This is a genomic window from Streptomyces sp. NPDC051207 (assembly GCF_040682395.1).
Taxonomy (GTDB): Bacteria; Actinomycetota; Actinomycetes; order Streptomycetales; family Streptomycetaceae; genus Streptomyces.
Genome location: NZ_JBFBAX010000022.1, coordinates 19395 through 37477, shown reverse-complemented (window position 1 = coordinate 37477; position 18083 = coordinate 19395). Strand labels below are relative to the sequence as shown.

Genomic DNA, 18083 nt, shown 5'->3' with positions numbered 1-18083 from the left:
TGGTCGTCTTCGTGCTCTGCGTCTTTCCCGTGTACTGGATGGTCCTCACCGCCTTCAAGCCCACCCCCGACATCCAGGCCGAGACGCCCGTCTTCCTGCCCACCTCGCTGACGCTGGAGCACTTCTCCGCAGCGGTGAACGCCGACGGGTTCTGGTCGTTCTGGCGCAACAGCCTCATCGTCACGGCCGGCTGTGTGCTGCTGGCCCTCGTGGTCGCCCTCGCCTCGGCCTTCGCGGTGGCGCGGCTGCGCTGGAAAGGCCGCCGCGGCTTCGTCCTGATGGTGTTCATCGCGCAGGTCGCGCCCTGGGAGGCGCTCCTCGTCCCGATGTACGTCATCGCACGCGACACCGACATGCTCGACCGGCTCGCCACCCTCACCCTCGTCTACTTCGTGATCACCCTGCCGTTCACCATCGTCACCCTGCGAAGCTTCCTCACCGCCATACCCAAGGAACTGGAGGAGGCCGCCCAGGTCGACGGCTGCACCCGCGCGGCCGCGTTCCGCCGGGTCACCTTCCCGCTCCTCGCGCCCGGTCTGCTCGCCACTTCGCTCTTCGGGTTCATCACCGCCTGGAACGAGTTCGCCTTCGCCAACATGCTGATCATCAAGAACCAGGACGACCGCACCCTCCCGGTCTGGCTCTCCTCGTTCTCGAACGTCTTCGGCACCGACTGGGGCGCCACCATGGCCGCCTCCACGCTCTTCGCGCTGCCCGTCCTCATCCTCTTCCTGGTGCTCCAGCGCCGGGTCGCCACCGGCTTGGCCGGCGGCGCGGTCAAGGGATAGGAGGCACCGTGTTCCCACCGACCGCAGACCCCGGACTCGTCCCGAGCCCTTCGAAACTCAGCCGGTCCGCCGGGGCTTTCACCCTCGACGACACGACGGCGATCCGCGTCACCCCAGGGGCCGGGCCCGCCGCCGCCCTCCTGCGCACCCTGCTGGCCCCCGCGACCGGTCTGCCGCTGCCCCTCGCCCCGGACGGCCGGATCGTCCTCGTCCTCGACCCCGGGCTCACCGACCTCGGCGCGGAAGGCTACGGCCTGACCGTCAGCGGCGAAGCAGTGCTGCTCCGTGCCGCGGGTGCCGCCGGGCTGCGTCACGGGGTCCAGACCATCCGGCAACTCCTGCCGGTCGCCGCCCTCAAGACGGAACCGGTACGCGGGGTACGGTGGTCCGTCCCCGCCGTCGAGATCACGGATGCCCCCCGGTACGCCTGGCGCGGCGCGATGCTCGACGTGGCCCGCCACTTCCAGCCCGTCTCCTTCCTGCGGCGCTTCACCGACCTGCTGGCCCTGCACAAACTCAACGTGCTGCACCTGCACCTGACGGACGACCAGGGCTGGCGGATGCCCATCACCGCGTACCCCCGGCTCACGGAGGTCGCGGGCGCGCCTCATGGCGGCGCGTACAGCCGCGAGGAGTTGCGCGATCTGGTGGTGTACGCCGCCGACCGGGGCGTCACCGTCGTACCGGAGATCGAGATGCCGGGCCACGCGCGTGCCGCCCTGGCCGCCTACCCGCACCTCGGCAACTTCCCCGAGCGGCGACTGGACGTCTGGAAGAGCTGGGGCGTGTGCGACACCGTCCTCGGTGTCACCGACGAGGTCCTCGACTTCTGTCGGACCGTACTGGACGAGGTCATGGACCTCTTCCCCTCGCCCTACATCCACGTCGGTGGTGACGAGTGCCCGACCACCGAATGGCACCGCTCACCCACCGCCCTGCGGCGCGTGGCGGACGAAGGGCTGGACGGCCCCGACGCGCTCCACGGGTGGTTCATGGCGCGCGTCGGAACCTTCCTGACCGGGCGCGGGAGGCGGCCGCTGGGGTGGACCGAGACCGGCCGCGACCTGCCCGAGTCCTTCGCCGCCCTGGTTTGGCGTGACGAGGAGCACGGGCTCGCGGCGGCCTGCCGCGGCCAGCCCGTGATCATGGCGCCGCACCGCTCCACGTACCTCGACTACCCGCAGTCCGCCCACCCCGACGAACCGCCCGGCCAGGTGGGCGACGCGGTCGACCTGCGGGCCGTGTACGCCATCGAACCCGCCCCCGCCCACTGGGAGGCGGCGGCCGCCGCCCGGGTGCTCGGCACCCAGGCGCAGCTGTGGACCGAGTACGTGGCCACCGCCGCGCACGCCGAGTACCTCGCCTTCCCCCGGCTGTGCGCGCTGGCCGACACCGCCTGGTCCGGCGGCCGCGACTGGCCCGGATTCCAGGCACGGCTGCACCACCACAGAACCCGGCTCGACGCTCTCGGAGTGCCGAGCCGCCCCTCCGCGATCCTTCGTCCTGAGAGGACCACCAGGTGACCAGCATCAGCACGAGCAAGAGAGCGCGCACCACACGGATCCGCGCGGCCCTGGCCGCCGCCCTCGTGACCGGCCTCGGCTGCGCCACCCTGTCGGCGGCGCCCGCTGCCGCCGCCGGCGAGTCACTGACAGTCCAGTACCGGCAGAGCGCCACCGGCAGCGACCAGGCCGAGCCCTGGTTCAAGGCGGTCAACACCGGCACCTCGCCGGTCTCCCTCAGCCAGGTCAAGATCCGGTACTACTTCAAGGCCGACGCCGGCGCCTCGTACACCTTCGCCTGTTCCTGGGCGGTCAAGGGCTGCGGGAACATCACGGGCACCTTCGGCACCCTCGCCCGGCCGACCGCCACCGCCGACCGCTACCTGGAAATCGGTTTCACCGCCAGCGCCGGCACCCTCGCGCCCGGTGCGAGCACCGGCGACATGCAGCTGCGCTTCCACCGCTCCAACTGGCAGCCGCTGAACCAGAACGACGACTACTCCTTCGGGCCCACCCAGACGTCGTACGGCAACTGGTCCAAGGTCACCGCCAGCGTCGGCGGTACGCCGGTGTGGGGGACGGCGCCCGAGGGCAACGACCCGGGGCCCGGTCCGGACCCGACCGATCCGCCGACCGGGGGCGCCACGCTCTTCGACGACTTCAACTACACCTCGCACACCGATCCCGCGATCGGCGCCCACGGCTGGAGCGTACGGTCCAACGCGGGCGGGCCGGGGGTGCCGGGCGCGACCTGGGCGGCGCAGAACGTCACCTTCGCCAAGGAGGGGACCAACTCGATCATGAACCTGGAGACCTCGACAGCCGGGACGCCCGAGTCCACGAAGCACACCGAAGTCCTCACCAAGGCGATGAAGTTCAAGAACGGCACCTACGCGGCCCGGGTGCGCTTCTCCGATGCGCCGAAGTCGGGTCCCGACGGCGACCGCGTGGTGCAGACGTTCTTCACCATCAACGACCTCAGGGCCCCGATGGCCGACGACTACGCCGAGTACGACTTCGAGTACCTGCCCAACGGCGGCTGGGGCGAACCCGCCAACATCCTCTACACCACCTCGTGGGAGACCTACCGGCCCGACCCCTGGGAGGCCGTCAACCAGCACTCGGAGTCCCGCACCAGCTATGCCGGCTGGCACGACCTCGTCGTCACCATCAACGACAGCAACATCACCTACTACGTCGACGGCCAGGAGTTCGGCCGTCATGACGCCCGCTACCTGCCCGAACGGCCGATGTCCATCAACTTCAACCAGTGGCTCATCGACCTGGCGGGCCAGACCAGCACCACTCCCCGCGCCTACGACCAGAAAGTCGACTACGTACTGCACGTCAAGGACCAGGTGCTGACTCCGGCCCAGGTCGCCACGAAGATCGCCGCCTACCGGGCCGCAGGCACAACCTTCGAGGACACGGTGCCCGCAAGTCAGTGACCACCCGCGGCGGGCGGACGCAGCCTGTGCGTCCGCCCGCCACGCCCGCGAGGCCGACCTGCCGCGACGCGCTTGTCCTTCGGCCGCCGGCGCTCTTGCGGGTCAGTAGCCCCTGGGCTTATCCGCTCGACGCCGCGCATCTGCTCTGCCCGCGCAGGGCGGTCACTCAGCGCCCCATCGGCCGCGCGAACCGCCCGAACCGCTCCGGCAGGCATCGCCGCCACGGCCCGCACGTGATGGCCCTGACCGACGGGCCGGGGCGTCTGGCGTGGGCAGCGGCCGCCCGGCCCGGCCGCACTCACGCCATCGCCGCCGCTGACCGCGACCGCATTCCGGCCCACCTGCACATCGAGGCCTACCAGCACACGATCCCTACCGCAGGCGGCCCACGACCGGCACAAGCGCCCGGAACTGCGTCACCGGTCCGGGATCGGCTGGGTGAGGTTCACCGGGTTGCCGTCCGGGTCCAGGATGTGGGCGACGCGCTGTCCCCACGGCATGTCGTTGGGGCCGCTGCGGACCGAGCCGCCCAACGCGACCACCCGGCCGAGCGTCCCGTCGACGTCGTCGACACCGATGCTGAGCAGGACCCGCGGTGCCGCCCCGGTATCCAGATCCGTCTTGGCCACCAGCCCGAGGTCGGTGTCGCCGATGCGCAAGCCGAGGTAGAAGGCCGGCCCTTCCTCCGGCACCCGGAAGATCTCCTCGGCGCCGAACAATTTCGTATAGAAGCGGGCCAGGACGTCCTGGTCGGTAGTCAGGATCACTGGCTGGATGGTGGACATGGCACTCCTGTCGAGAACGGTCGTGTCGCTGTGCAGACCGCGCCAGGACGGCGAACTCATCGGTGGAAGCGCCCCGCCAGTCGATCTACGCCCCAGACCGCCGCCCGAGACGCCCGCGCGCTCACGGGGCGGACACAACAGAGGACCGCGGACCAGTCCGCTCGGCGTCGTGCCTTGTTCATGTGAGGGCGGCGGGGAACCCGCATGCCCACCCATGGGCGTCGCGCGATCCGATGGCTGGACGTCCTGGACCTGCCAGGGGCTTGGCCACGAGGGATGATCCCCTGATGGACCAGGTGCGGATCTCGACGACGCGGTTGCCGTGCCGGCGGGGCGTGTCGCGCGTTGGAGGTCGGCCGGCCTTGCGGTTGGCGAGATGACTGGGAGGGAGGGGGAGGCTGAGTGGCCTCAGCGGGCCCGGTGATACGCCTCCCCGCCTCCGAGCCGTCCGGCATCGATGCCCTGGGCGTCCGGCGAGCCGACCTGGCAACGGCCTTCGACAGCTCCGGCATTGTGTCCGCCCGCTCCCCCGGTCACAGGGTATTCGGTGGATCCGGCCGATCGGGCGGGCTCGGCATGCCGAGGCCCGTGAGGGCGCCGACCGGGTCGAGGTCGGGGGTGCCGCGGGGCCACCAGTCGTCGTGGCCCGGCTCCGACTCGTACGCGTACCACAGCCCGTCGCGGCCGAGGCGCAGCTGGAGGTGTCCTTGGGGGTGCGTGAGGGTGTTGTGCCAAGGGCGGAAGGCGGGGAGGTCGGCGGCGAGGAGCAGGGGGCGGGCCCGGTCGAAGCGGCCGGCGGGCGGGTCCCAGAGCTCCTCGAGTACGGTCAGGCCCGCGAGCCCGCCCTGCCGCCAGGCGGCCACCGCGCGGGCCAGGTCGGCCGGGGTGCGGCCGGTGACGGTGGCGAGCGAGGAGTACAGCGCGCGGGTGCTCGCGGTCAGGCCGGAGCCGGGGCGGGCGGCGGCGAGGCGGACTGCGTCCTGCCACAGCGTCAGGCCTCCGACCGGATCACGGCCGGTGGTGAGCAGCGCGTGGGCGCGGGCTGCGGCGTCGGTGGCGAGCTGGTCCAGCGCGAAGGGGTCCGGGCCGCCCGGTGCCGCCGGGTACGCCGGGGGCTGTTCGGGGTGTGGTGGCGGGGGCAGCGGCGGTGGCGGCGCGGGGGGTTCGCCGCGGGCCAGGACCTCCGTGGCGCGGACCCCGGGGAAGGCCGCCGGCGCCCGGTCCTGGGCGGCGCGGGCCGCGCGGGCGGCGCTGAGCCGGGACAGCGCGTCCAGCAGCTGCCGTTCGCCCCGGCCGCGCAGCAGAAGCAGCACGAAGGGGTCGGCGTCGAGCAGCCGCGCCGTCTGGTAGCAGAGCGCGGCGGCGTGCTTGCAGGGGTGACCTGAGTCGGGGCAACTGCACTGCGGGGCGAGGTCGCCAGGGCCGGGCAGGAGGGGGACCCCGCAGTCGGCGAGGGACTGCGGCAGCTCCTTGTCGAGAAGCGCCGCGATGTGTCCCGGGCGTTCCGCCGCGGCGTCCAGAAACCTCTCCCAGTCGGCGTCGCCGAGCGTCCGCAGCCGCACCTGTACGCGGTAGGGCCGGGGGCGGCTGCCCTGCACGTACGCCAGCACGAGCCCCGGCGTGACGGTGATCGCGTCGACGTGCCCCCGCTCGGCGTACCCCCGGCCGCGCGCCAGCCGGTTGGCGTCCAAGGCGCCCTCTTCCAGCGCCGTCACCCAGGCATTCCCCCACCAGGTGCCGGCGAACGCCGCGTCTTTCCCTGCGGGGCGCGCGGGAAACGCCGGGAAGGTCCGCCGCAGGTCGCCGTCGCGGCTGGGGGCGGCCATGGAGCGGGGGGTGGGAACGAGGGTGGTGTCGGTGGTGACGGCGGGGGCGTGCTGCTCGTCCGGGGCGGAGGCGGGGGTCGGTTCGCCGGGTGGGCGTCCGGGAGTGGTGGGTCCGGGGGCAGCCGCCCCCCGCTCGGGCACCTCGTCCTCGTCCGGCCGGCGCTCGGCGGAGCCGGACGCTTCCGGCGGGAGCCGGAAGGCGCCCGCCAGCATTTCCCGGAGTTCGCGGGCGCGGGCTGCGGCGCCGCTCCGGTCCTCCCGGGAACCGGCACCGGCGGCGCCCCGCTCGCCGCGGCCGCGGCGAGCAGCACCTGGTCCGGCCTTGCCGCCCCGTGCGCCCCCGCGCTCGCGGGACGTCCGCCCGTCCGGTACCCCGGCTGTTCCTCCCGCTGTGCCTCGGCGTGCCGCGCGCAGCGCCTCGCGTGCCACATCCGCGGGGCGGGCGGAACGCGGCTCGGTCCCGGCCCGCCGCAGCGCGGGACGCTCCGCGTCGACGGGCACGGCGGAGCGGGAATCGACCCCGGGCTGCCGCGGTCCGGCGTGCTCGGTGTGGCCGGGGCAGGATGAACCTGGCTCGGCGGCCGCGCCCCGCAGCCCTGAGCGCTCGGTGTCGGCGGAACGCTCTGGACCCGACCCAGCAGCCGCGCCCCGCAATCCTGGGCGCTCGGTGTCGGCGGGAATGTCAGCCCCCGGCTCCAGCTCCGCCCCCCGCCCTCCAGCGCGCCCCACGTCGGCAGAACCCGCAGAGCCTCGCCCCCTCTCCGCGCCCCGCCGCCCGCGACGCTCGGGGTCAATCGGCCCAGCGGACCTCGGTTCGGCTCCCCCGCCCCGCCCTCCAGCGCGCTCCCCGCCGACAGGGCGGGCAGAACCCGGCTTCCTCTCGGTCTGCCGCGCCGCGGAGTCCCCCGCGTGCCCGGCACCGTCCGTGCCCCGGCCGCCGAGGGTCTGCGTCGGTTCCTCGCCCCTCTCCCCCGGCGCGTCCTCGGCGTCGGGCCCCGACTCCTGCGTCCGTTGAGACGCACGGGCACGTCGCAGTGCCTCGCGGGCGATGTCGCCGGGGCGTCGGGGTTCTGCGGGACCGGCCGGTGTCTCCTGTGCGCCGGACGGTGATGTCTCCGCCGCGCCCACGGGCCGCCGCCCCGAGGGGTACCCCGGCTCCGTCCCCGGCCGCGTCGGCTCCCGCGAGCCGGCCTCCGCCGCCCCGTCCCCCGTCCGCTTCACCTCCGTGGGCCCGCCCGGCTCACCCTCATCACCCGGCAACCATCCCGCCCCCCGCCGTTCCCGTGCCTCCCGGAGCGCGCGGCGGGCTTCCTCGGACGGGCGCGGGGTCATGACGGCCTCCGGAGGGACACCAGGTCGGACAGGTCGCGGTCCGTCAGTTCTGTGAGGGCGGCCTCGCCGGAGCCGAGGATCGCGTCGGCCAGGGCGCGCTTGGACTCCAGCATCTCGGCGATGCGGTCCTCGACCGTGCCCTCGGTGATGAGACGGTGGACCTGGACGGGCTGGGTCTGGCCGATGCGGTAGGCGCGGTCGGTGGCCTGTTCCTCGACGGCGGGGTTCCACCAGCGGTCGAAGTGGACGACGTGGCCCGCGCGGGTGAGGTTCAGGCCCGTGCCGGCCGCCTTCAGGGACAGCACCAGGACGGGCGTCGCGCCGCTCTGGAAGCGGTCCACCATGTGCTCCCGTTCCGGCACGGGCGTGCCGCCGTGCAGCAGCTCCGCCGGGACGGCGCGCTCGGCGAGGTGCGCGGTGATCAGGCGGGCCATGCCGACGTACTGCGTGAAGACGAGTGCGGAGCCGTCCTCCGCGAGGAGGGTGTCCAGCAGCTCGTCCAGCAGGGCGAGCTTCCCCGACCTGGCGGCCTGCCGGTCGCCGCCGGACAGTGCCTCCTTCAGGAACAGGGCGGGGTGGTCGCAGATCTGCTTCAGCGAGGTGAGGAGCTTGAGCACCAGGCCCCGGCGTGCCATGCCCTCGGCGGTCTCGATGGCCAGCATCGACTCGCGGACCACCGCCTCGTACAGCGCGGCCTGTTCGCGGGTGAGCGGTACGGGATGGTCGGTCTCGGTCTTGGGCGGCAGTTCGGGGACGATGCCGGGGTCGGACTTCTTGCGGCGCAGCAGGAAGGGCCGGACGAGGCGGGCGAGGCGCTCCACGGCCTCCTCGTCCTCGCCGTTCTCCACGGCGCGCGCGTGCCGGGCGCGGAAGGACTTCAGCGGACCGAGGAGGCCGGGGGTGGTCCAGTCGAGCAGGGCCCACAGCTCGGAGAGGTTGTTCTCGACCGGGGTGCCGGTGAGGGCGACGCGCGCGGGTGTCGGGATGGTGCGCAGCGCCTTGGCCGTGGCGGAGTAAGGGTTCTTGACGTGCTGGGCCTCGTCGGCGACGACCATGCCCCACTTCTGCTCGGCGAGGGCGGGTGCCGCGCTGCGCATCGTGCCGTACGTGGTGAGGACGAAGCCGCCGGGCAGGCCGGTCAGGGTGCGGTCGGGGCCGTGGAAACGGCGGACGGGGACGCCGGGGGCGAACCGGGTGATCTCCCGCTGCCAGTTGCCGAGCAGGGAGGCCGGGCAGACCACCAGTGTCGGTTCGCTGCGGGCGCGCTTGAGGTGCAGGGCGATGACGGTGATCGTCTTGCCGAGGCCCATGTCGTCGGCGAGGCAGCCGCCGAGGCCGAGGGAGGTCATGAGGTCCAGCCAGGCCAGACCGCGCAGCTGGTAGTCGCGCAGGGTGGCGCGCAGCCCGGGTGGTGGTTCGGCGGGGCGGACGCCGGCCGTCAGACGGTCGCGCAGGGCGGCGAGCGCGCCCGAGGGAACCGCCTCGACGGTCTCGCCGTCGACCTCGGCGGTGCCGGTGAGGGCGACGGACAGGGCGTCGACCGGGTCGAGCAGGCCGAGGTCGCGTGTGCGGGCCTTGCGGACGAGGGCCGGGTCGACCAGCACCCACTGGTCCCGCAGCCGGACGACGGGGCGGTGCGCCTCGGCGAGCGCGTCCATCTCGGCCTCGCTGAGCGGGTCGCCGCCGAGCGCGAGCTGCCAGCGGAACTGGAGCAGGTCCTCGCTCTCGAAGAACCCGGTGCCGTCGGTCGCCGAGCCGGGCGCGGGCCTGACGACCGCCGTGGCGGCCAGGTCCTGTGCGAGGTCCCGCGGCCAGTGCACGGCCACGCCGGCCGCGGCGAGCCGGGTGGCGGCGACGCCGAGCAGGTCGCTGAGCTCGTCCTCGGACAGTGCGAGCACGTCGGGCACGTCCTGCTCGCCGAGCCGGTCGAGCGGTGGCCAGACCCGGGCGGCCCGGCGCACCGCGAGGGCGGCGTCCACGCGCGCGCGTGGTCCGAAGGCGTCGTCCGCGTCCCCCGCCCACAGGGCCGCCGCGTCGGCGACCAGGGTGGGGTCGGCGAGGCTGTGCACCTGGACGATGGCGGCGCCCGCACTGCGCAGGCCGGCGTCGGGTCCGCCGTCGAACAGTGCGTACGCCGACAGGTCCAGCCGCAGCGAGATCCGCACGCCCGCGTCCATGCCGGCGGCGACCTCGGCGGCCCAGTCGTGTGCGTGCGGCAGGTGCTGGGCGGTGCTCGCCGCGAAGGGTCTGCCCGCGGCGTAGGGCGCGGCCGGGGTGCGGGGCAGGGTGTCGGCGACGGCGTCCAGGAAGGCGCGCACCAGTGCTTCCGGTTCGGGCAGCCGCAGCGGGCCGGGGCCGGGCAGCGGGACCGCGTGCCCCTCGTAGGGGAGGGCGGCGGCGACCGCCCTCAGGTGGGCGATGTCGTCCTGGTCGAGCGGGCCGGCGCGCCAGGCGTCGTGTCCGGTGGGGGTCAGGCCGGGCAGCAGGCGGCCCCGGGCGGTCAGCCGCAGCGCGTGCAGCGCGGCGGCGCCCCAGCAGGCGGTGGCGGGGTGGGCCGCCGGGTCGTGCCGGGCGCGGGCCAGCAGCGGGAGCGCCCCGCCGACCGGGAGTGTCAGCGCCGGGGTGGTCCTGCGGCGTGCTCCGGCGCCGTGCCGTCGTACGACCCTGAGCTCCGTGTGCTGCGCTTCCGCTTCGGGCAGCGGGCCGCCCTGGGGGTCCCAGAAGGCGACCGTGCTCTCGCGCGGCAGGGGCGCGGGCAGGAAGACGGCCGCGAGCCGGGCGGGGACCGGACCGGCGGCGGCATCGGTGTCGCCCGTCCGCCCGGCCACGGCAGCCGTGCCGCTCATACGTCCTGTCACCTCCCGTCCCGTGTGTCGGCTCATGTGTCTTCGACTCTACGGGCGGGGTCTGACAATCGGCCCCGGAGCCCGGCCGACGCGGGACGATCCAGGCCGACCCGGCCGACGGGGACCCGGCCGCCCGGAGCCCGGCCGACGCGGGACGACCTTCACGCCGCGCCGACCGGAGGACCCGGCCGGCGCGGGGCGACCTTCAGGCCGACCCCGCCCGGCGACCGGCGGGCAGGGGTGCTACGGCACGGTGCGGGAGACGACGTACACCATGACGTGCTCCGGATTGGACAGGTTGACCACGACGTCCTGGGTGGGCGCCGGGTTCTTCTGCCGGTGGACCAGACCCCACCAGCGGCCGTCGTCCGGGAACCGCCAGCCGCTGACCTTCTGGTCGCGGGCGCCTATCGTCACGTGACCCTTCGTCAGGTCGCCGCGGGTGACGCCCATGCCGGTGAGGAACGCGTCGAGGCCCGCGGCGGTGGTGCCGAACTGGACGTAGAGCCGGCTGGTCTTCCAGTTGTTGGTCTCGTAGTAGGCGATGCGGTCCGCCGGGTGCGGTATCGGCACCTGGTAGAGGCGGCGCTGCACCTTGGACGGCCAGCCTGCGGTGAGGCCGGTCGCCGAGTACTTGGCCTCCTTGTCCTTGCCGCTGTCACGGCTCTGGTTCGCGGAGATCACGAGGTAGCCGGCCGGGATGCCGATGAGCAGCACGATGATCAGCAGGGTGAGCGCCCTGCGGCGGATCATGTGCCGGCGGTCCTCGACGGGACGGGGCGGGCGGTTGGGCCCTGCCGGCTGCGGTGCCGCGGTCATGCCGACCCCTCGGTGGTGCGGCCCAACTGGTCGGTGCCGCGCCGGAACTGGACGTACCGCTCGTAGCGCTCGTACCGCTCCACGCGGCGCCGCTTGGCGCGGCGGAAGCGGCGGGCGACGAGGCGGGCGAGGTCGGCCGCGCCGACCATGCCGGCCTCGGGGCCGAGCTGGGCGCGGGCGATGCGGGCCTCGGGGCGGTAGCCGCGTCCGGTGAGGTTGCGCCGGAAGGCGTCCCGCGCGGGGCCGATCAGCAGGTCGTCGGCGGCCGAGACGCCGCCGCCGATGACGAAGCAGGACGGGTCGAGGGCGGCGGCGAGGTTGGCGATGCCGACGCCGAGCCACTGCCCGATGTCCTGGAGCAGTTCGATGCACATGGCGTCGCCCTCGCGGGCCAGCTCGGTGATCATCGGGCCGGTGATGTCGGAGACGTTGCCCTTGACGTGCTCGATGATCCCGTAGGCGACCGGGGAGTCGGCGGCGGCCAGCTCACGGGCCTCGCGCACGAGGGCGTTGCCGGAGCTGTACTGCTCCCAGCAGCCGCGGTTGCCGCACGGGCAGCGGTGGCCGCCGGGCACGACCTGCATGTGCCCGAACTCGCCCGCGACGCCGTACTTGCCGCGCTTGACCTGGCCGTCCTCCAGGATGGCCCCGCCGATGCCGGTGCCCAGCGTGATCATCACCAGGTGGTCCTCGTCGCGTCCGGCGCCGAAGCGCCACTCGGCCCAGGCGGCGGTGTTGGCGTCGTTGTCCACCAGGACGGGGACGGAGAGCCTGCTCGTGATGCGGTCCCTGAGGGGCTCGTTGCGCCAGGACAGGTGCGGCGCGAACAGCACGCGGTTGCGGTCGGCGTCGACCCAGCCGGCCGCGCCGATGCCGACGGCGTGCACGTCGTGCCGGTCGGACAGGTCCAGGACCAGTTCGACGATGGTGTCCTCGACGACCTTGGGGCTCTTGGACTTGTCCGGGGTCTCCGCGCGGAGCTTCTCCAGGATGTTGCCGTCGGCGTCGACCACGCCCGCCATCACCTTGGTGCCGCCGATGTCGATGCCCACCGTCGGCACCCGGGGTGCGGTCAGGTGGGAGCGGCGCTCCCGGGTGCCGACGGTGCGCAGGACCGGCGCTCGGCGGGAGCCGATGGGGGCGGTGAAGTCGCGGTAGGTGCTCATCGTCGCCGATTCTGCCTCACGCTCACGCTGAGTGTGGGCCGGGGCAAGGACGGTGCTGCCCGACGGTGCCGGGTGCGGCTGGTCGCCGGCTGATCGCGCGGTTCGCCGCGACCGTTCGCGGCGGCGTTGCGGTCCGGCGGCTTCGCAGTTCACGGGCCGTTCGCGGATCAGCGCCCCACACTCCGTCCCCGCGCGGAGAGGGCACGATCACTTTGTCCGGACATTGAGACGAACATGGGGCGCGGACGCGCCGGGGTGCGGGCGGGCTCAGGGCCGTACGAGGAGCTGGAACTCGAAGGAGTAGCGGGACGGCCGGTACGTGTGCGTGCCGTACTCGACCGCGCGGCCGGTGTCGTCGAAGGTGACGCGCTGCATGGTGAGCAGCGGCGCGCCCTCCCGCTCCCCGAGCCGCTCGGCCTCGGTGGCCGTGGCGGCGCGGGCGCCGATGGTCTGGCGGGCGCTGTGCAGGGTGATCCCGGCGGCCCGCATCAGCCGGTACAGGCCGGTCGCCTCCAGCTGGCCGGTGTCCAGGTCGAGCAGGCCGGGCGGCAGGTAGTTGCACAGGTAGGCCATCGGCTCACCGTGCGCGAGCCGCAGCCGCTCCACGCGGTGCACGTCGCTGTCCTCAGCGACGGCGAGCGCCGCCGCGATGTCGGCGGAGGCCGGTACGACCGTGTTGACCAGGACTTTCGTGCCCGGGAGCTGTCCCGCCGACTCCAGGTCGTCGTAGAGGCTGCTCAGTTCCAGGGGGCGCTTGACCTGGCTGTGCACGACCTGTGTGCCGACGCCCCGGCGCCGCACCAGGAGTCCCTTGTCGACGAGGGACTGGATGGCCTGGCGGACGGTGGGCCGGGACAGGCCGAGCCGGGCCGCGAGCTCGATCTCGTTGCCGAGCAGGCTGCCGGGGGTCAGCGCGCCGTGCTCGATCGCGGCCTCCAGCTGCTGCGACAGCTGGAAGTACAAGGGCACCGGAGAGCTGCGGTCCACGCTGAGATCGAGCTGCACGGTCGGGTCCACTCCTGGTTTCGGCACGGCCCGAGCGTAGCTCCGTGCGTTGTTGACGGGAAGTTGTGTAGTTCGGTTGTCCGGACATACGCATTGACAGGGGCGGGGCGGGGCCGCAGTTTGTTTCCATGCGCATCGGGGTCATCGGTACGGGCCGCATCGGCACCATCCACGCGAACACGCTCAGCCGGCACCGGGACGTCGGGTCCCTGATCCTCACGGACGCCGACGGTGCGCGGGCCCAGGAACTGGCGCAGCGGCTCGGCGAGACGGCCGCCCCCGGCGTGGACGAGATCTTCAAGTGGGGCGTGGACGCCGTGGTGATCACTACGGCGACACCGGCGCACGCCGAGTTCATCGGGCGGGCGGCGCGGTCGGGGCTGCCGGTGTTCTGCGAGAAGCCCATCGCGCTCGACCTGCCGGGCACGCTGCAGGCGATCGCCGAGGTGGAGGCGGCCGGGACGATCCTGCAGATGGGGTTCCAGCGCCGCTTCGACACCGGTTACCGGGGCGCGCGGGACGCGGTGCGGTCGGGGCGGCTCGGGCGGCTGCACACCGTCCGGGCGATGACGTCCGACCAGGCGCCGCCGCCGGCCGCGTACCTGCCGCTGTCCGGCGGGCTGTACCGGGACACGCTGATCCACGACTTCGACATACTGCGCTGGGTGACGGGGCGGGAGGTGGTCGACGTGTACGCCGCCGGGTCCGACGCCGGGCCGCGGATGTTCCGGGAGGCCGGTGACGTCGACACGGCCGCGGTGGTGCTCTCGCTCGACGACGGCACTCTGGCGACGGTCACCGGGACGCGGCTGAACGGCGCCGGTTACGACGTCCGCATGGAGCTGGCCGGGGTCGCGGTCGCCGGTAGCCGGTCATCGCTCCCCGGCTCACCACCCCCCTCATCAAGGCCCCCGGCAGCCACTCGCCCGGTGGGCCGTCGAGGGTGAGGCCGGGTGCGCGCTCCAGCAGGCTGCGGATGGCCGTGCCCGCTTCGACGCGGGCCAGTGTCGCGCCCAGGCAGTAGTGGATGCCGTGACCGAAGGCGACGTGGCCGCGCGGGTCGCGGCGGATGTCGAAGCGGTCGGGGGCGGGAAAGTGGCCGGGGTCCCGGTCGGCGGCGGCGAGACCGATCAGCACCGGCTCGCCCTGCCCGATGGCCGTGCCGCCGATCTCCAGCGGCTCCGCGGCGTACCGGAACGTCGCGTTCTCCACCGGGCCCTCGTAGCGCAGGGTCTCCTCCACCGCCGCGTCGGTCAGGCTCGTGTCGGCCCGCAGCGCGGCGAGTTGCTCCGGGTGCGTGAGCAGCGCGTGCACCGTGTTGGTGATGAGGTTGACCGTCGTCTCGTGGCCCGCGATCAGCAGCACGAACGCCATGCCGCGCAGCTCGCCCGGGGAGAGCCGGTCGCCGTCCTCACCGGTGGTCCGGATCAGGTCGCCGGGCGGGTCACCGGGTCCGGCGCACCGCTTGTCCTCGATCAGCTCGGTCAGGTACGCGGCGAGCCGCACGTATGCCTCGTACTCACTCTCGGCGCTCGTGGGCGCCACCGCCTCCGTGGACATCCTGCGGAACGCGGTGCGGTCCATCTCGGGCACGCCGAGCAGTTCGCAGATGACGGTGATCGGCAGCGGGTACGCGAAGGACTCCACGAGGTCGGCCCGGCCGCGCGGCAGCATCGCGTCGAGCAGGTCGTCGGTGATCTCCTGGATCCTCGGGCGCAGTCCGGCCACGCGGCGTGCGGTGAACGCGCGGGAGACGAGTCCGCGCAGCCGGGTGTGCTGGGGCGGGTCCGCGACCAGCAGATACGTGCCGATCAGCTGCTCGTCGAGGAACGTCCGCCCGAACTTCCCCGCGTCCTTGGAGAGCCGGGGGTCGGCGAGCGCGGCCCGCGCCTCCGCGTGCCCGACGACGAGCCACACCAGGTGGTGACCGTCGGGCGCGGGCATCCGCACCCGGTGCACGGGACCGCGCTCGCGCAGCCGCGCGTACACGGGGTACGGGTCGCGGCGGAACTGCGCGCCGTACTCGCCCAGGTCGATCACCTCGGTCATGTGCCCTCCCCCCGGCCCGTTCCGGTCCCCGCACCCCTGCAACGACCGGCGCCCCCGGCTAGTGCCCGTCGGGCCCGCCCGCCTGCTCCTCCAGCAGCCCGGCATCGTGGGCGAGCAGGGCGATCTGCACGCGGTTGTTGAGGCCGAGCCGGGACAGCACGTGGGAGACGTGGGTCTTGACGGTGGCGACGCTCATGAACAGCTCCGCGGCGATCTCGGCGTTGGCGAGGCCGCGGCCGACCGCGACGGCGACCTCGCGTTCGCGGTCGTTCAGCAGGGCGATGCGCTCACGCGCGCGTGCCCGGCGGGTGCCGGCCGCGCCGCCCGCCGCGTGCCGCATCAACTGGCGGGTGACGGCGGGCGACAGGACGGGATCGCCCGCCGCGACCCGCCGTACCGCGTCCAGGATCTCGGCGGGCGGGGTGTCCTTGAGGACGAATCCGGCGGCGCCCGCGCGCAGCGCCCGCAGCACCTGCTCGTCGGCGTGGAAGGTGGTCAGCACCACCACCTGCGGGGCGTCCTCGCGGGCGCGGAGCAGTTCCGTGGCCGTGATGCCGTCGACCGTCGGCATCCGGATGTCCATGAGGACGACGTCCGGGCGGGTGCGGTCCACGAGCGCCTCGGCCTCGCCGCCGTCACCGGCCTCGCCGACGACCTCGATGTCGTCCGCGCCGCCCATCATGAAGGACAGCCCGGCCCGCACGAGGGGGTCGTCGTCGACGAGGAGCAGTCGGATCGCAGTCATGGCCTACGCAATCACGGTGGTGGACGGGGACTCGGGGCGCCGGGTGCCGTATCCCTGAGCCCGACCCTGGGCGCGCAGCACCACGCCGTGCCGGGTGCGCAGTACGCGCAGTTCCCACCAGACCACCGCCGTCACCGAGGCGGGGCCGCCCAGGCCGTAGTGGGAAGGCGGGTGCGGTCCCTGGCCAGGCGGTGCGTACGGCCCCTGGCCGGGTGGCGGTGCGTACGGGCCGCCGTTCGGGGGTGGCGGATGCGGTCCGCCGTACGTCGGCCACTGCGGCTGGTACGGATCATGGGGTCCCCCGAAACTCACGCCGGCTGTTCCTTCCGAGAAGCGCGGTGCTGAAGCTGGACCAACATAGCCAGCGCGACCGGCAAGGCAAACGCCGCTGGCCCGCGCGGAGATGGGGGCGGCGCGGTCAGTTCCACGGCAGCCACGCGCGTACCCCGAAACCGCCGTCCGCCGTGGAGCCGTGCTCCAGCGTGCCGCCGGCCAGCGTGGCGCGCTCGGTGAGTCCGATCAGGCCCTGCCCGGAGCCGGGGACGTGCGGGACCTCGCCCTCGGGTGCGGGGTTGCGCACGGACACGACGAGCCCGTCGCCCGGCCCGCCCGTGACGGTCACCGCCACCTCGGCGCCGGGCGCGTGTTGCGGGCGTTGGTCAGGCCCTCCTGGGCGATGCGGTACGCGGTGCGGCCGACGACGGCGGGTACGGACTCGGCGTCGTCGACCCGGTGGTCGAGCGTGACCTTCATGCCGGCCTCGCGGGACTCGGCGACCAGCGCGTCGAGTGCCGCGAGGGTCGGCTGGGGCCGGCCGCCGGCGTCGTCGGCCTCCGCGGCGCGCAGGACGCCGATGATCTGCCGCAGGTCCTGCAGGGCGTCGTGGGCGCTCTCCCGGATGACTCCCGCCGCCCGCGCGACCTCCTCGCGGGGCGCGTCGGGCCGGAACTCCAGGGCGCCCGCGTGCACGCTGAGCAGCGTCAGCCGGTGCGCGAGCACGTCGTGCATCTCGCGTGCGATGGCCTCGCGGGCGAGCCGCTGGGCCTGCTCGGCGCGCAGCCGCGCCTCCGTCTCGGCGCGCCGGGCCCGGTCCCGCAAACTGAGCATGAGCTGCCGCTTGGACCGCACGAGCATGCCCCAGCCGATGGCCGACACGATCAGCAGGCCGGTGAAAGCGAGCACCGCCGGGTACGACAGGTCGGGGTCCGGGCGCAGCCGGAAGAACACCGGGAGCAAGGCGAGGGACACGCCGCCGATCCACGCCACGTACCGGAAGGGCCGGTGCACGGCGAGCGTGAACAGGGAGATCAGTCCGGCGCCGCCCGCGGTGTTGGACAGCAGCCCGACGGGGAGCATGGCGATCGCGAGCCCGAGCGGCCGGCGGCGGCGCAGCCACACGGCGCCGCAGGACAGCGCGCCGATCACCTGGTCGACGGCGGCGACGGGCTCCGGGAGGTTCGGGTCCTCGGCCATCGACTCGGCGGCGAGCAGACCCATGACGACGGCCAGCGCGAAGCAGGAGAAGTCGACGATCCAGTCGCGGGCGGTGCGCCGGGGACGCCCGGACCGCCGGGCGCCCGGGTCGAGTTCGTCGGCCAGCGCGGACGGCAGCAGCCACCGGCGCGCGGCGGGAAGGTCGGCGGGGGTCCGGGGCTCCGCCTGGTCACCACTCACGGTCGGCAAATCTACGCAGCGCGGGCCCGGCGCACCCGCGGGTGCGCCGGATCACCGACCAAAGTCGCGGGGCCGGGTACTTTCGGCGCGGCGGGCGG

General features: G+C 73.9%; 12 protein-coding genes and 2 pseudogenes. 4 read left to right on the top strand and 10 right to left on the bottom strand.

Annotation, left to right across the window (positions count from 1 at the left end; all coding sequences use genetic code 11):
* Positions 1–38 precede the first annotated feature (38 nt).
* The 3 genes from AB0M97_RS21420 to AB0M97_RS21410 are packed head-to-tail and all read left to right on the top strand — an operon-like array spanning position 39 to position 3738.
* Positions 39–788, top strand: a complete 750-nt coding sequence (locus AB0M97_RS21420) for a carbohydrate ABC transporter permease (protein WP_365962574.1) — start codon at positions 39–41, stop codon at positions 786–788.
* Positions 789–796: 8 nt separating this feature from the next.
* Positions 797–2311: a beta-N-acetylhexosaminidase gene (locus tag AB0M97_RS21415; RefSeq protein WP_365962510.1), complete on the top strand. Its 1515-nt coding sequence runs from the start codon at positions 797–799 to the stop codon at positions 2309–2311.
* Entirely contained in the window at positions 2308–3738 is a 1431-nt protein-coding gene (locus AB0M97_RS21410; protein WP_365962509.1) for a cellulose binding domain-containing protein, read from the top strand. Before AB0M97_RS21415 ends, AB0M97_RS21410 begins: the two co-directional genes overlap by 4 nt.
* A gap of 416 nt (positions 3739–4154) precedes the next feature.
* Here AB0M97_RS21410 and AB0M97_RS21405 read toward each other — a convergent pair whose 3' ends face one another.
* From AB0M97_RS21405 to AB0M97_RS21380, 6 genes are all read right to left on the bottom strand, one after another.
* Positions 4155–4523 carry a VOC family protein gene (locus AB0M97_RS21405; protein ID WP_365962508.1) on the bottom strand — a complete coding sequence of 123 codons (369 nt, stop codon included), beginning with the start codon at positions 4521–4523 and terminating at the stop codon, positions 4155–4157.
* A 533-nt stretch (positions 4524–5056) separates the two neighbouring features.
* Positions 5057–7399, bottom strand: coding sequence for an SWIM zinc finger family protein (locus tag AB0M97_RS21400; protein ID WP_365962573.1), 2343 nt, complete (start codon positions 7397–7399; stop codon positions 5057–5059).
* Positions 7400–7677: 278 nt separating this feature from the next.
* A complete protein-coding gene (locus AB0M97_RS21395) occupies positions 7678–10527 on the bottom strand; it encodes a DEAD/DEAH box helicase (protein WP_365962507.1) in 2850 nt (949 codons plus the stop codon).
* A 243-nt stretch (positions 10528–10770) separates the two neighbouring features.
* On the bottom strand, positions 10771–11346 hold the full coding sequence (locus tag AB0M97_RS21390) for a sugar kinase (protein ID WP_365962506.1): 576 nt from the start codon (positions 11344–11346) through the stop codon (positions 10771–10773).
* The gene (locus tag AB0M97_RS21385; protein ID WP_365962505.1) at positions 11343–12512 is read right to left on the bottom strand and encodes an ROK family glucokinase; all 1170 of its coding nucleotides are present in this window, start codon (positions 12510–12512) and stop codon (positions 11343–11345) included. Before AB0M97_RS21385 ends, AB0M97_RS21390 begins: the two co-directional genes overlap by 4 nt.
* Before the next feature lie 267 nt (positions 12513–12779).
* Positions 12780–13517: a GntR family transcriptional regulator gene (locus tag AB0M97_RS21380; RefSeq protein WP_365962571.1), complete on the bottom strand. Its 738-nt coding sequence runs from the start codon at positions 13515–13517 to the stop codon at positions 12780–12782.
* A gap of 128 nt (positions 13518–13645) precedes the next feature.
* Between AB0M97_RS21380 and AB0M97_RS21375 the strand changes: the two are divergent.
* Positions 13646–14368 (top strand): annotated as a pseudogene (locus tag AB0M97_RS21375) (Gfo/Idh/MocA family oxidoreductase); the annotation flags it as partial.
* Here the strand turns inward: AB0M97_RS21375 and AB0M97_RS21370 are convergent.
* The 4 genes and pseudogenes from AB0M97_RS21370 to AB0M97_RS21355 form a co-directional block, all read right to left on the bottom strand.
* A complete protein-coding gene (locus tag AB0M97_RS21370) occupies positions 14313–15566 on the bottom strand; it encodes a cytochrome P450 (protein WP_365962504.1) in 1254 nt (417 codons plus the stop codon). The pseudogene AB0M97_RS21375 and the gene AB0M97_RS21370 sit on opposite strands and share 56 nt — an antisense overlap.
* A gap of 58 nt (positions 15567–15624) precedes the next feature.
* A complete protein-coding gene (locus AB0M97_RS21365) occupies positions 15625–16311 on the bottom strand; it encodes a response regulator transcription factor (RefSeq protein WP_365962503.1) in 687 nt (228 codons plus the stop codon).
* Positions 16312–16314: 3 nt separating this feature from the next.
* Entirely contained in the window at positions 16315–16623 is a 309-nt protein-coding gene (locus tag AB0M97_RS21360; protein ID WP_365962502.1) for a hypothetical protein, read from the bottom strand.
* Between the two features lie 106 nt (positions 16624–16729).
* Positions 16730–17994: pseudogene (locus AB0M97_RS21355) on the bottom strand (histidine kinase).
* Positions 17995–18083 lie beyond the last annotated feature (89 nt).